14 protein-coding genes are annotated in these 13,207 nt (G+C 66.7%); 13 read left to right on the forward strand and 1 reads right to left on the reverse strand.

What is annotated here, in order from left to right:
- Nucleotides 1–99 precede the first annotated feature (99 nt).
- From EJI00_RS13615 to EJI00_RS13675, 13 genes are all read left to right on the forward strand, one after another.
- Nucleotides 100–444 (forward strand): hypothetical protein, encoded by a 345-nt coding sequence (locus EJI00_RS13615; RefSeq protein ID WP_126748037.1) that lies wholly within the window; start codon nt 100–102, stop codon nt 442–444.
- Nucleotides 441–1,865 carry a TolC family protein gene (locus EJI00_RS13620; protein ID WP_126748038.1) on the forward strand — a complete coding sequence of 475 codons (1,425 nt, stop codon included), beginning with the start codon at nt 441–443 and terminating at the stop codon, nt 1,863–1,865. The genes EJI00_RS13615 and EJI00_RS13620 overlap by 4 nt, the downstream gene beginning before the upstream one ends.
- 30 nt (nt 1,866–1,895) lie before the next feature.
- Nucleotides 1,896–3,311 (forward strand): multicopper oxidase domain-containing protein, encoded by a 1,416-nt coding sequence (locus tag EJI00_RS13625; protein WP_126748039.1) that lies wholly within the window; start codon nt 1,896–1,898, stop codon nt 3,309–3,311.
- An 18-nt stretch (nt 3,312–3,329) separates the two neighbouring features.
- On the forward strand, nt 3,330–3,830 hold the full coding sequence (locus EJI00_RS13630) for a plastocyanin/azurin family copper-binding protein (RefSeq protein ID WP_126748040.1): 501 nt from the start codon (nt 3,330–3,332) through the stop codon (nt 3,828–3,830).
- Nucleotides 3,831–3,850: 20 nt separating this feature from the next.
- Entirely contained in the window at nt 3,851–4,144 is a 294-nt protein-coding gene (locus EJI00_RS13635; protein WP_126748041.1) for a copper-binding protein, read from the forward strand.
- A 65-nt stretch (nt 4,145–4,209) separates the two neighbouring features.
- A complete protein-coding gene (locus EJI00_RS13640) occupies nt 4,210–4,449 on the forward strand; it encodes a hypothetical protein (RefSeq protein WP_260590715.1) in 240 nt (79 codons plus the stop codon).
- Nucleotides 4,450–4,459: 10 nt separating this feature from the next.
- Nucleotides 4,460–5,785: a lytic murein transglycosylase gene (locus EJI00_RS13645; protein WP_126748042.1), complete on the forward strand. Its 1,326-nt coding sequence runs from the start codon at nt 4,460–4,462 to the stop codon at nt 5,783–5,785.
- 130 nt (nt 5,786–5,915) lie between these two features.
- Nucleotides 5,916–7,169, forward strand: coding sequence for a putative Na+/H+ antiporter (locus tag EJI00_RS13650; RefSeq protein ID WP_126748043.1), 1,254 nt, complete (start codon nt 5,916–5,918; stop codon nt 7,167–7,169).
- Nucleotides 7,170–7,875: 706 nt separating this feature from the next.
- Complete coding sequence (locus EJI00_RS25595; protein WP_409514021.1) at nt 7,876–8,745, forward strand: alpha/beta fold hydrolase; 870 nt, start codon at nt 7,876–7,878, stop codon at nt 8,743–8,745.
- Between the two features lie 58 nt (nt 8,746–8,803).
- Nucleotides 8,804–9,391: a helix-turn-helix domain-containing protein gene (locus EJI00_RS13660; protein WP_126748044.1), complete on the forward strand. Its 588-nt coding sequence runs from the start codon at nt 8,804–8,806 to the stop codon at nt 9,389–9,391.
- A gap of 13 nt (nt 9,392–9,404) precedes the next feature.
- Nucleotides 9,405–9,938, forward strand: a complete 534-nt coding sequence (locus EJI00_RS13665; protein WP_126748045.1) for a GNAT family N-acetyltransferase — start codon at nt 9,405–9,407, stop codon at nt 9,936–9,938.
- Nucleotides 9,939–10,004: 66 nt separating this feature from the next.
- Nucleotides 10,005–11,651: a Mur ligase gene (locus EJI00_RS13670; protein WP_260590716.1), complete on the forward strand. Its 1,647-nt coding sequence runs from the start codon at nt 10,005–10,007 to the stop codon at nt 11,649–11,651.
- Nucleotides 11,648–12,715, forward strand: coding sequence for an aldose epimerase family protein (locus tag EJI00_RS13675; RefSeq protein WP_126748046.1), 1,068 nt, complete (start codon nt 11,648–11,650; stop codon nt 12,713–12,715). The genes EJI00_RS13670 and EJI00_RS13675 overlap by 4 nt, the downstream gene beginning before the upstream one ends.
- Nucleotides 12,716–12,820: 105 nt before the next feature.
- Here the strand turns inward: EJI00_RS13675 and EJI00_RS13680 are convergent.
- A partial coding sequence (locus tag EJI00_RS13680; RefSeq protein ID WP_148110636.1) for an AP2/ERF family transcription factor occupies nt 12,821–13,207 on the reverse strand: 387 nt, incomplete at its 5' end.

Below are 13,207 nucleotides of genomic sequence, written 5' to 3' on the forward strand. Positions count from 1 at the left end.
CCGCCGCTGCCCTGCCGCGAACGCTCATGCATCGCTGCGCCGCGCCCGTTTTCGGGCCGCCTTGGCGCACTCCGTTCATGAACACGTTGCGAGGACTCCATGTTCCATCCATTGCCGGCCCGTTGGCTGGCTGTATTTCCCGCCATGGCGGTGGTGGCTGCCATGGCGCAGCCCGCGCCCGGCGAAGCGCCGGCGGCTGCGCCTCCAGCCCTGACCTACAAGTCCGCGCTCGAGGACTACCGGCCTTTCACTGACGAAAAGCCCATTCCGTGGAAGGAGGCCAACGAGACCGTGCGCCAGCGCGGCGGTTGGCAGGCCTATGCCAAGGAGGCGGCGGGCAGCGGCACCGCAGGGACCGAGCCGCCAAAGGGGCAGGCGAACGCGCCTGCAGCGCACCAGGGCCACACAATGCCCATGCCGCCCAAGAAGGAGCAGCAGCCATGAAGCCCGCCCTTCGCCTGGGCGCCGCTGCATTCGCGGCCACGCTGCTGGCAGGCTGCGCCTCGGTCCGTATCGACGATGCGCTGCAGGACACGAACACCAGCGCCCGGCAGTTCACCGGCGGCAAGCTCGAGCTCAGCCGCACGCAACAACAGCAGGACCGCCGCTCGGCGCTCACGCAGGAGCTGCTCTCCAAGCCGCTGTCGCAGACCGACGCGGTGCAGCTCGCGCTGGCCAACAGCCCCTCGGTGCAGGCCCTGGTGGCGCAGAGCTGGGGCGACATTGCCGCGGCCAACCAGTCGAGCCGCTTGCCCAATCCGGTCTTCACCTTCGAGCGCATGCGCCTGAACAGCGAGCTCGAGCTTGGGCGGCTGCTGTCGTTCGGGCTGGTGGACCTCATCCTGCTGCCGCAGCGCCTGTCCATCTCGCGGAGCCAGGCCAGCCAGGCCAAGTTGCAGCTCACCGGCGCCGTGGTCGACCAAGTCACGCAGGTCAGGCAGGCCTGGGTCCGCGCCGTGGCGGCGCAGCAGATGCGGCACTATGCCGAGCAGGTGAACCGCTCGGCCCAGGCCAGCGCGGAGCTTGCGCGCCGCATGCAGCAGATCGGCAACTTCAGCAAGCTGCAGCGCGCGCGCCAGCAGGTCTTCTATGCCGATGCGACCACGCAACTGGCTTCGGCGCAGCACGCCGCCACGGCCGCGCGCGAGGAGCTGGTTCGTGCCCTGGGGCTCGACGATGCGCAGGCCGCCGGGCTGGCCTTGCCCGAGCGGCTGCCTGACTTGCCCAAGGCGCCGCGCGAGCCGAAGGAAGTGGCCGCCACCGCGACCGAGCAGCGGCTCGACGTGCAGCTCGCACGCGCCCAGCTCGATATGGCGGGCAAGTCGCAGGGCATCAGCCTGCTGTCGACCTTCGTCGACGTGGAGGTGGGTGGCCGGCGCGACACGGTATTCGACAACGCGGAAGCCACGAAGAGCACCCGGCGCGGCTTTGAGTTCGACATCCGGCTGCCGTTGTTCGACTGGGGCTCGGCGCAGCGCGATGCGTTGAACGCGCAGTCGCTGGCCGCGGCCAACCGCTACGACGCCGCGATGCGCGGCGCCTCGTCGCAGTTGCGCGAAGGCTACTCGGCCTACCGCACGGCGTACGACATCGCGCGGCACTACCGCGACGAGATCGTGCCGCTGCGCCAAGCCATGGCCGATGAAAACGTGCTTCGCTACAACGGCATGCTGATCGGTGTCTTCGAGCTGCTGGCCGAGGCGCGCGACCAGATCGCGAGCGTGACCAACGCCATCAACGCCCAACAGCAGTTCTGGCTGGCCGATGCCGCCCTGGCGGCCTCGGTCATCGGAAAGCCCGTGGCCATGGGCGCCCCCGCAGCCGGTTCAGGCGGCGAGGCCGCCACTGCAAGTGCCGCCCACTGAGCGCGCACGCCCATCAACCCATTGAACGACATGACCAACAGACGCAACTTTCTGGGTGGTGCGGGTGCCATCACCGGCGCCCTGGCCGCGGCGAGCGTGAGCAAGGTGGCAATGGCCGCCTTGCCGGAGCCCGTGACCCGCACCACGCCCGACACCATGCCGCCGCTCGCACCTTCGAGCGGGCGGCCCTACAACCCCGTGGTCACGCTCAACGGCTGGACCCTTCCATGGCGCATGAACAACGGCGTGAAGGAGTTCCATCTCGTGGCCGAGCCCGTGGTGCGCGAGATGGCGCCCGGCTTCAAGGCCAACCTGTGGGGCTACAACGGCCAGTCGCCCGGCCCGACCATCGAGGTGGTCGAGGGCGACCGCGTGCGCATCTTCGTGACCAACAAGCTGCCCGAGCACACCAGCGTGCATTGGCACGGCCAGCGCCTGCCCAACGGCATGGACGGGGTCTCGGGCCTGACGCAGCCGCCGATCCGTCCGGGCAAGACTTTTGTCTACGAGTTTGTCGCGCGCCGCCCCGGCACCTTCATGTACCACCCGCATGCGGACGAAATGACGCAGATGGCCATGGGCATGATGGGCTTCTGGGTGACGCACCCGAAAGCCGAGCACCCGCTGATCGAGAAGGTCGACCGCGACTTCGTGTTCTTGCTCAACGCCTACGACGTGGAGCCCGGCAGCGCCACGCCCAAGATCATGACGATGCTGGACTTCAACCTGTGGTCCTGGAACAGCCGCATCTTCCCGGGCATCGATTCGCTCAACGTGAGGCTCAACGACAAGGTGCGCATCCGCATCGGCAACCTGACGATGACCAACCACCCGATGCACCTGCACGGGCACGAGTTCCTCGTCACCGGCACCGATGGCGGCCCCACCCCCAGGAGCACGCGCCAGTACGAGGTGACCACCGACGTGGCGGTCGGCCAGATGCGGCAGATCGAGTTCCTGGCCGACGAGGAGGGCGACTGGGCCTTTCACTGCCACAAGAGCCATCACACCATGAACGCGATGGGCCACGACGTGCCCACGATGATCGGCCTGGACCACAAGGACGTGGTCAAGCAGATCACCAATCTTGTGCCCGACTACATGGTGATGGGCGAGCGCGGCATGGCCGACATGGCCGAGATGGAGATGCCGCTGCCCGACAACACGGCGCCGATGATGACGGGCCAGGGGCCGTTCGGCTCAGTGGAGATGGGCGGAATGTTCAGCGTGGTCAAGGTGCGCAAGAACCAGAAGCCGGGCGACTACAGCAACCCCGGCTGGTTCAAGCATCCCAAGGGCACGGTGGCCTACGAGCTGGACGGCCCGCCGCCCGAGCCTGCGCGCCAGCGCGGCGCAGGCGCGGCCGCCATGCCCGCGCGGAACATGCCCGCCAACAACATCGAAGTACAGGTCCGCAAGCCGGGCAAGGCCAGTTCCGGCCATTGAATTTTTTGAAGGAAAACCATGAAACACACGCTTCGCCATATCGCGTTCACCGCTTTCTTCGCCTTTGCCGCGCTGGCGGCCGCAGGCGCCTCGGCCGCCGGCAACCACGCCGGTGGCCATGGGCACGACGCCGATGTCGCCATCGGCAAACCCGGCATTGCCGCCAAGGCCACGCGCACCGTCAACGTCGACATGACCGACTCAATGCGCTTCACCCCGGCCGACATCACTGTGAAGCAGGGCGAGACCGTGCGCTTTGTCGTCAAGAACTCTGGACAGCTGAAGCACGAGCTCGTGCTCGGAACCGAGCAGGAACTCAAGGCGCACTACGAAGCCATGAAGAAGAACCCCGAAATGGAGCATGCCGACCCGAACATGGTGACCCTGGCCGCGGGCAAGACCGGCGAGATCGTCTGGCAGTTCACCAAGGCCGGCAAGGTCGATTTCGGCTGCCTGCAGCCGGGCCACTACGACGCGGGAATGAAGGGCGCCGTGAAGGTGGCCAAGGCCGCCAGGTAAACAAGAAAAGGAAAACCCAGATGCCGAACATCCGTATCGCACTCGCGGCCTTCGTTGCCGCACTTTCGTTCGCCGGCGCCGTGGCCGCGGCGGAACTCGCCGACGGCGAGGTCCGCAAGGTGGACAAGGACAACAAGAAAATCACCATCAAGCACGGCCCGCTGACGGACCTGGACATGCCCGGCATGACCATGGTTTTCGGCGTCAAGGAAGACGCCTTGCTCGACAAGGTGAAGACCGGCGAGAAGGTGCGCTTCCAGGCCGAGAAGATCGACGGCAAGTTCGTCGTGACGGCGATCGAGCCCGCGCCTTGAGCACTTGCGCTCGCGGCACCGACGCTTGCACCGGATCTTTTCCTACGCGATTGGCGCGGCGGTGAGTGGCCGAAGAAGAAGCCGGCGGCACTTCGCCGCGTGCCGCCTTTGCGAAAGGCGATTCGGTGCGCGTTCCGCGCTATGGCGTCGGGTCCGTGGCAAGTGCCGATGCAGTCTGCGTCACCATCGAATTTGCCGATGGCAGCCAGCGCTGCTTCCAGCCCCAGTTCGTGCGCCCGGTGCTCGCGCGGCGGGCGAGCCGGGCGGCGCAGCGTCTGGTAACAGGCCGTGCGAGCCAGCGGTGAGAATCGATGAATGCATCAAGCAAGCAATCTTTCCATTCCGCGTTTCAACAGGTTCGCACTCTTGGCCGCATCGGCGGCCGTTGCCGCATTGCTGGCCAGCTGCGCATCCGCTCCACCGCCCGTTAGCGCGAAGCCGCCCGCATCGGCAACCGGTGCCCGGCCCGCGACCGCACCTGCGGCATCAGGAGCGGCGGGTGCGGAAGACCAGGCAGCCGAACAGCGGTTCGCAAAGTGGGTGGCTGATTTCCGAGCCACCGCGCGCACGGAAGACATCAGCGATGCAACGCTGAAGAGCGCGTTCGATCAGGTCCAGTATTTGCCGCGCGTGATCGAACTCGACCGCGCCCAGCCCGAGTTCACGCGCACCGTCTGGGGGTATCTGGACAACGCCGTCACGCCGCAACGCGTGGCAACGGGGCAAGACAAGCTCCTGCAGGTTCGCACCGAAGCAGAAGCAGCCGCTGCGCGCTATGGCGTGCCGCCCGCGGTGGTCGTCGCCATCTGGGGCATGGAAAGCAACTACGGCGGCAACTACGGCAATACCCCGGTCATCGACGCGTTGGCAACGCTCGGCTTTGAAGGGCGCCGCGAAGATTGGGCCAAGCGCGAGTTGCTGGCGGCATTGAAGATTCTCGACAGCGGCGACATCGCGCGCGAGCGGATGATCGGCTCCTGGGCCGGTGCCATGGGCCAGACGCAGTTCCTGCCCTCCAACTTCCTGGCCTATGCGGTGGATGCCGACGGCGACGGGAGGCGCGACATCTGGGGCAGCATGCCCGATGTGGTGGCTTCCACGGCCAATTTCCTTTCGCGCTCCGGCTGGCAGGCCGGTGTGCCGTGGGGTGTGGAAGTGCGGCTGCCGCCGGGCTTCGACTATGGCCGTGCCGATACGTCGGTGCGGCAGTCGTCCACGCAATGGGCGAGCGAGGGGCTGCGCGCGATCGACGACCAGCCGCTGCCGGAGTTTGCCGAGGCCGCGGTGCTGCTGCCGGCGGGTGCGCGCGGGCCGGCCTTCTTGATCGGGCCGAACTTTCGTGCCGTTCTTCGCTACAACAACTCGACCAACTATGCGCTCGCGGTCGGCCTTCTTGCACAGCGCCTGGGCGGCGGGCCGGGCGTGCAGGCGCCATGGCCGCGGGACGTGCCCGCGCTCTCGCGCAGCCAGATGGTCGAGCTGCAAACCGCGCTCAACCAGCGCGGCTTTGCGACCGGCGCCGCGGATGGCGTGATGGGCCCCGCCACGCGCGAGGGGCTGCGCCGCTACCAGCGCAGCGTCGGCCTGCCGGCGGACGGCTATCCCAGCGCGGAGCTGCTGCAGCGCTTGCAGCAGCCGTAGGCCGACCTGCCGCGATTGACGGGCTGCGGTGCATGCCCGTTAAACTGGCATCGGGTGCGAGGCTGCTTTCCACGGCGTCGCAGGTTCATGCGCTGGTCGGGCCGCCGCGCGGATCAGTCACGCCAACCCCATGCAAGAACCCACCATCCAGTACATCGCCGCAGGCCTCTTCGCCGTCGCGCTCATTCACACCTTTGCCGCCAAGCAGTTCGAGCGGCTGTCGCACCGCTTTCCCCGGCACGCCGGCCTGTTCCACCTGCTGGGCGAGGTGGAAGTCGTCTTCGGCTTCTGGGCCATCGTGCTCGTCCTTGCCATGGCCCTGGTGGTGGGCGGCGGCCCGGCGCTCGGCTATGCGGAATCACGCAACTACACCGAGCCGCTCTTCGTCTTCGTGGTGATGGTGGTGGCCGCTTCGCGGCCCGTGCTGCGCACGGTGATGTCGGGTGTGAGCCTTGTCGCGCGCGTGCTGCCGCTGCCTACGCCCATGGCATCGGCGTGGCTCGGGCTCGCGGCCGTGCCGCTGCTGGGCTCGCTTGTCACAGAGCCCGCAGCCATGACCATTGCGGCGTTGATGCTCGCGCCGCAGATCTTCCGGCCGCAAGTGCCTGAGCCGGTGAAGTACCTGGCCCTGGGGGTGCTGTTCGTCAACATATCGATCGGCGGCACGCTCACCTCGTACGCCGCGCCGCCCGTGCTGATGGTCGCTTCGACATGGCAGTGGGACAGCGCGTTCATGCTCGCCACCTTCGGGTGGAAGGCCGCCATTGCCGTGCTCGCCAACGCCACCGTGGCCACATTCGTGCTGCGCAGGCACCTGAATGCTGCGCCGTCGGCGGCCGATGCCGAAGCGCCTGTGCCACCCGCCGTGGCCCTGGTGCATCTGGCGCTGCTTGCCGGCATTGTTCTGTTCGCCCATCATCCGGTGGCGTTTCTCGGGCTCTTCCTGATGTTTCTCGGGTACACGCAAGCCTACGAGCGCCACCAGAGCCCGCTGATCATCAAGGAGGCGCTGCTCGTTGGCTTCTTTTTGGCCGGGCTGGTGGTGCTGGGCGGCATGCAGCAATGGTGGCTGGAACCGGTGGTTTCCAGCCTGCAGCCGCTCGCGCTGTTCTTCGGCGCGCTGGGCCTCACGGCCATTACGGACAACGCGGCGCTCACCTACCTGGGCTCGCTGATCGCGAACATCTCGGACGAATCGAAATACATGCTCGTCGCCGGCGCGGTGGCCGGCGGCGGCTTGACGGTGATTGCCAATGCGCCCAATCCAGCGGGCGTGGCGTTGCTGAAGCGCGGGTTCTCGGACGAAACCATCGGCGCCGGTGGCTTGCTGCTGGGGGCGCTCGGGCCGACCGCGGTGGCGGCCGCCGCATTCATGCTGCTGTAGCGCAACGGCCGCCCGGCGCGTGAAGATCGGCAGCGGTGTGCTCGCGCCGTGCACGCAGATGAAGGAGGCAAGAACATGTTCATGCGTCGTCGCACGGGTTGGGCCGCAGGCGCGGCGTTCATTGCCCTGACAACGGCGGGCTGCACCTACCAGGGCGGCGCTGCTTCCATGCACGCGCGGCCCGAGCCGCCGCCCACCGATTGCCGCGCGTGGGTGGGTGTCGACCGCAACCATGAGCTGCCCGGATACCTGCTGCCGCAGCCTGATGGCCACACCGCGTGCGTGCCGCTCGGCGTCAACGCGCATCGAGCTCCCGCGGGCTATGCAGGCGACTACTACGTCGACGAATTCACCGATGCGCGCCTGAAGGAACGCTGGCGCGCCTGCAAGGCCGACGCCGCCTGCTTTGCGCGCATCAACGCGCAGATGCAGCGCTGGCTGCCGCCGAACAAGGCGCGCTCGACCCGCTCGACCGGCACCGTCGATCCCTCGGGAAAGATCGATCCGGATGGCGCGGTGGACCTGCGGCAGATCCGCCGTCCGGCGTTCTTTGCGAAGGCGCCTTATGCGGAGGCCATTGCGCGGGCCGATGCCAGCACCTACATCGTCGAGTTCACCGTACCGCGCGACACCTTCGAGCGCATCGACCTGAAGATGACCGATCCGGTCAAGCTGCGCGGCTGGTACATCGAAGGCAGCGGCGTCGATGACGGCAAGGGCGGCATCACGCGCGCGCTGGTGGCGCGAGAACCTCGACGCGCTCAACCAGGCGGGCTTCGATGTGCTGGCCTACGACCGGCGCGGCGAGGGCATCTCGGGCGGGTTCAGCGACACGAACACGCTGGAGCAGGGCGAAGACGTCTTTCGCGTGCTGGCGCAGTTCGACACTGGCAATGGCTTGCGGATTCTCACGCCGGAAGGGCGCACGCTTGCGGGTGATGAGGCCGCCGGCAAGCTGCTGGGCGGTATGAAGTCGACCCGCATTCCGATTCTGCTGGGCGGCTATTCGCGCGGCTCCATGTCGACGGCCTGGGCCATGGCCAAGAACTTTTCAGGCGCATGCAGCTACGACATGCCGGTGCCCGAATGCGCCCCGCCCAAGGGGCTCGCGAACATCAAGGGCGCGATTCTGCTGGCGTCCTTTGCGAGCGGCGCGGGGTACCTGCCATCGTCGCCCGATCTGGCCGACCGCAACCTGTTTCTCGGCGCCATGGCAGCGGACCATCACATCCTGTTCTATCCCAACTCGGCGCCGCTCGCGGGCATGCACCAGTGGCCGGCTGCCTTCTTCGGCAAGGGCTTGTGGGACCGTGCGGAAACGCTGGAGGGCACCGTTGCGGCCTATGACCGCATTCGCGGTGCGCGCGAAATCGTGGTGGCCCGCGCGCCCCATTCGATCGAGACCTGGCCGGAAAGCGACAGGCAGTATCTGCGCGAGCGGATGGTCGCCTTTGCCAAGGTTGCGATTGCCGGCGGCACCACTGTGCCGCGCGCCAAGCCGTGGTCGAACCTCAAAGAGCTGGTCGCGACCACGCCGGATTCGTGGGAGCCCTCATCCGCGCCCAAGGGCCGCTGAAGCAACTCTCGTCGCGTCTTGACTTTGTTTCCATCATGTTGGATATTCCTCCGATATCATGGAAAATGAATCGTCCAACCTGAATGAACGCATCGCGCAGCGCGTGCGAGACCTGCGCGCCGCGCGCGGCCTTTCGCTCGACGCGCTGGCTGTGCACTGCGGCGTCAGCCGCTCGATGATCTCGCTCATCGAGCGCGGCGAAAGCAGCCCGACGGCGGTGCTGCTCGAAAAATTGGCCACCGGCCTCGGTGTTCCGCTGGCTTCGTTGTTCGAGGCGCCCCAGCCCGAGGCCGGGCCGGTGTCGCGGCTGGCCGACCAGCCGCAGTGGCGCGATCCGCATTCCGGCTATGTGCGTCGCAACGTGTCGCCCGCGGGCACCTCATCGCCCATCCACATCGTGGAGGTGCTGTTTCCGCCCAAGGCGCGCGTGGCCTACGAAACCGCTGCGCGGGAACCGCAGGTGCACCAGCAGGTGTGGATGCTCGAAGGCACCATCGAAGTCACCCTCGGCGACGAACACCACCGGCTCGGCGCGGGCGACTGCCTGGCGATGGTGCTCGACCGGCCCATGAGCTACTACAACCCCACCCGCAAGATCGCGCGCTATGCCGTCGTGATCGCAACCTTGCCCCTTGTTTCAAGATGATCGTGGAGATGAGATGACAGATACGGCAACACTCGCGCCAGGCATTCGCACCCTGACCAGCGTCAACGACGCGCACATCTGGCAACTGGCCGATGTGCTCATCGACTGCGTAGAGGGCGGCGCATCGGTCAGCTTCATGCTGCCGCTCACGCGCGATCGCGCACTCGCCTTCTGGCAACGCGTGGGCGAAGGCGTGGCACGCGGCGAGCGCGCGCTGCTGGTGGCCGAAGACGCGCAAGGCATCGTCGGAACCGTGCAGCTCGTGCTCGACCAGCCGGAGAACCAGCCGCATCGCGCCGAGGTATCCAAGATGCTCGTGCACCGGCGGGCCAGGCGCCAGGGCATTGGTGCGCTGCTGATGCAGGCCGCCGAGCGGCTTGCCCGCGAACACGGCAAGACCTTGCTGGTGCTCGATACATCCAGCCCGGAGGCCGAGCGGCTTTATGCCCGCCAGGGCTGGACACGCGCTGGCGTGATCCCGGGCTTTGCACGGCTGCCGGGCGGCGAGCCGTGCGATACCACTTACTTCTACCGGTCGCTGAGCTAGCGTGTCCGGTTCGGCGCGAGGCCTGTCATCATTCGCGCCTGCATGAACCAGGAAACGACCCTCCCCATGGATCTGTTGAATCGCGCCAGGCAGGTCCTGGCGGCACCTGACGGCACGCTCCCCGGAGCCGCCGCCACGCCCGAGGCGGGCTGCGTGGCCTTCGTTGCGCTTGGCGACGGTGCGAGCCGCGCACGCGTCACGGCCGGGCACGGTGCCACCGCTGATGAGGCTTGGCAGCAGGCGAGCGATGCCGCGCTTGCGCTCGTCCGGCGCATCGGCCTGGAGCCCTGCCGCATGCGCGTGGAAATCGTCGACGAGGTCGAGCCCATGACCTGGGGCGCATTGAAAGAGCGCTTGTCGCGCACCAAGCGCAACTACTTCAACCGGGGCGTGTCCTTCGACGCGAAGTTCGAGGTGGCGCTGCTCGCGCCCGAGATCAACGGCAGCGCCATCTTCTACAACGGCACCGTGGAGCATGCGGACCCCAACCCGGGCAACCTGCGCCTGCACGGGCAGCGGCGCTTCGGAAGAGACATCGAATTTCCATCGGACGACGACGCGCCGGTGTGGTGCTTCACGACCCGGGGCGCCTACGTCGATGCCGAGGGGGCATGGCCGCTGACGGCCAAGGGGCAGGCCGCGGGCTATCGAACGCTGCCTGAGTGGAACGCGGACCAGGCGCGCCGGCTTGTGGACACCGCGAGCGACTATCTCGCCGCGCAGGTCAAGCCCTCGGGCGAGTTCTACTACGGGTGGTTTCCGTGTTTCGACCGACCGATTCCCACCTACAACACCCTGCGGCACGCGAGCTCGACCTACGCGCTGCTCGAAGCCTGGGAGCTGACGCGCAGCGACACCCAGAAGGCGGCCATCGACCGTTCGCTGGCCTTTCTGAAGAACCGGCTCATCCGCCAGGTCGACCTGCCCAACGGCACGCGCGCCGCCTATCTGCTGGATGTGGGCAATGAAATCAAGCTCGGCGGCAATGCGGTGTGCCTGCTGGCGCTGGTCAAGTACACCGAACTCACCGGCGATGCGCAGTACCACCCGCTGATGGAGCAGCTCGCGCTCGGCATCCAGGCCATGCAAGACCCGGCGCGCGGGCGCTTCGTGCACGTGCTCAATCATCCGGGCCTCGACGTAAAAGACGCGTTCCGCGTCATCTACTACGACGGCGAAGCGGCCTTCGGACTGATGCGCCTCTATGGCCTCACGCGCGATGAGCGGTGGCTGGCCGTGGTCGAAAAGGCCTTCGAGCATTTCATTGCCGCGGAGCATTGGCGCGCGCACGACCACTGGCTGAGCTACTGCGTCAACGAGCTCACGCGCTATCGCCCCGAAACGCACTACTACCAGTTCGGCCTGCAGAACGTGGCGGACTACCTGGACTTCGTGCTGCAGCGCATCACCACTTTTCCCACGCTGCTCGAGCTGATGATGGCCGCACGCGAAATGGTGGCGCGGCTCGATGCCGACCCTGCGCTGCGCCCGTTGCTCGAAGGGCTCGACCGCGACAAGTTCGACCGTGCGCTCGAGCATCGCGCGCGGTACCTGGCCAACGGTTACTTCTGGCCCGAGCTCGCCATGTTTTTCCGGAACCCCGACCGCGTTGCCGGTTCGTTCTTTATCAAGCACCACAGCTTCCGCGTTCGCATCGACGACGTGGAGCACTATCTTTCGGGCCTTGTCGCCTACTGGAAATACCGCCGATGAACAGCAGCATCACCTCGCGCGAGTTCGGCCGCATGCCCGACGGCCGCGCCGTGACCGAATACACCCTCGACAACGGCCGGGGCCTCAGCCTCAGCGCCATCAACCTCGGCGGCATCGTCACAGCGCTGCATGTGCCCGATCGCGAGGGGCAAAGCGGCAACATCGTGCTCGACTTGCCAACGCTCGAGGATTACCTGAAGCCGCATCCGCACTTCGGCACCATCGTCGGGCGCTATGCCAATCGCATCGCGGGCGGGCGATTCACGCTCGACGGCGCTGCGCATCAAGTCGCAGTGAACAACGGCGCCAATTCGCTGCATGGCGGGCACAAGGGCTTTGGTACGCGCTTCTGGCAAATTGAAGAAGTGGCTGCCGATGCCGCATTGGATGAAGTGGCCATCGAGCTGCGCTACACCAGTGCGGATGGCGAAGAGGGCTTTCCGGGCGAGGTGCAGGTGACCGTGCGCTACGTGCTCGGCACCACCGACAACACATGGCGCATCGACTACCGCGCCGTGGCCGACCGGGCCACGGTGTTGAACCTGAGCCACCACGACTACTTCAACCTGGCGGGCGGCGGCGCGGTGCAGGACCACAGGCTGACCATTCCGGCGAGCCGCTTTTGCCCGGTGGATGAGGGCCTGATTCCGCTCGGCGTTGCGCCGGTGGACGGAACGCCCTTCGACTTTCGCGTACCCACGCAGATCGGTGCGCGCATGGACGAGCCGCACGAGCAGTTGCGCGTGGCCGGCGGCTACGACCATAACTGGGTGCTCGACCGCGAGCCGGCCGGCTTGGCGCTGGCCGCGCGCCTCGAGCACGAGCCCTCAGGCCGCGTGATGGAGGTGCTGACGATCGAGCCGGCGGTGCAGTTCTATTCGGGCAATTTCCTCGACGGCAGCATTCGCGGGCGCAGCGGCGAGAGCTTTCGCCAAGGCGCGGGCCTGTGCCTGGAAACGCAGCACTACCCCGACTCGCCGAACCAGCCAAGCTTTCCTTCGACAGTGCTCCGGCCCGGAGAAACCTTCAGCAGCAGCACGCTGCACCGCTTCGGCGTTGCTTGAGTTTCTAGCTACTTGAATCTCGCGTTGTTCTGCCGTTGAGGCGGCACGGCTTTCTCCTCGCCATACGAGACCGCACTTTGCACGCGCGTTTGTACTGCGGCGGGGTCACGCCACTGCGGTTGCTGCGGAGATCTTTTGCCTGCGGGGCCCGCGCTTGGGCGTTTTACCCTCATCGGCCAGTTTGCGCACCTGTTCCATCTGCTTCTGCCGCTCCGCAATAGCCAACCTCTTGGCTTGGGCATCGCCGTATCGCTTGATGGAAAATGATTTGGTCATCGTCTTGCCACCGACACGAGTCACGGCCATCCAGTAGGGAATGTTCCAATTCTTGTCCACGCGAAATGAAACGCCCGGATATCCACTGGTGTTGGTCGTATTGAGCGATTCCTGCGGCAGTCGTTTGGGGCGTTTGGTATCGGCAGGCAGCAGGCGTGGCACAGGGGTCTCTCGCAGCTTGGCCTCGTCGGGATGCGTTTGTATTCGACCTTCTAG

The organism is Variovorax sp. DXTD-1 (assembly GCF_003984625.1).
GTDB lineage: Bacteria > Pseudomonadota > Gammaproteobacteria > Burkholderiales > Burkholderiaceae_C > Variovorax.

Excerpts from the sequence above, each read along its gene's own strand:
- EJI00_RS13665 (WP_126748045.1), top strand. The coding sequence starts at position 9,405 with ATGACAGATACGGCAACACTCGCGCCAGGCATTCGCACCCTGACCAGC.
- EJI00_RS13620 (WP_126748038.1), top strand. The coding sequence starts at position 441 with ATGAAGCCCGCCCTTCGCCTGGGCGCCGCTGCATTCGCGGCCACGCTG.
- EJI00_RS13625 (WP_126748039.1), top strand. The coding sequence starts at position 1,896 with ATGACCAACAGACGCAACTTTCTGGGTGGTGCGGGTGCCATCACCGGC.
- EJI00_RS13630 (WP_126748040.1), top strand. The coding sequence starts at position 3,330 with ATGAAACACACGCTTCGCCATATCGCGTTCACCGCTTTCTTCGCCTTT.
- EJI00_RS13645 (WP_126748042.1), top strand. The coding sequence starts at position 4,460 with ATGCATCAAGCAAGCAATCTTTCCATTCCGCGTTTCAACAGGTTCGCA.
- EJI00_RS13675 (WP_126748046.1), top strand. The coding sequence starts at position 11,648 with ATGAACAGCAGCATCACCTCGCGCGAGTTCGGCCGCATGCCCGACGGC.
- EJI00_RS13635 (WP_126748041.1), top strand. The coding sequence starts at position 3,851 with ATGCCGAACATCCGTATCGCACTCGCGGCCTTCGTTGCCGCACTTTCG.
- EJI00_RS13660 (WP_126748044.1), top strand. The coding sequence starts at position 8,804 with ATGGAAAATGAATCGTCCAACCTGAATGAACGCATCGCGCAGCGCGTG.
- EJI00_RS13615 (WP_126748037.1), top strand. The coding sequence starts at position 100 with ATGTTCCATCCATTGCCGGCCCGTTGGCTGGCTGTATTTCCCGCCATG.
- EJI00_RS13670 (WP_260590716.1), top strand. The coding sequence starts at position 10,005 with ATGGATCTGTTGAATCGCGCCAGGCAGGTCCTGGCGGCACCTGACGGC.
- EJI00_RS13650 (WP_126748043.1), top strand. The coding sequence starts at position 5,916 with ATGCAAGAACCCACCATCCAGTACATCGCCGCAGGCCTCTTCGCCGTC.
- EJI00_RS25595 (WP_409514021.1), top strand. The coding sequence starts at position 7,876 with ATGACGGCAAGGGCGGCATCACGCGCGCGCTGGTGGCGCGAGAACCTC.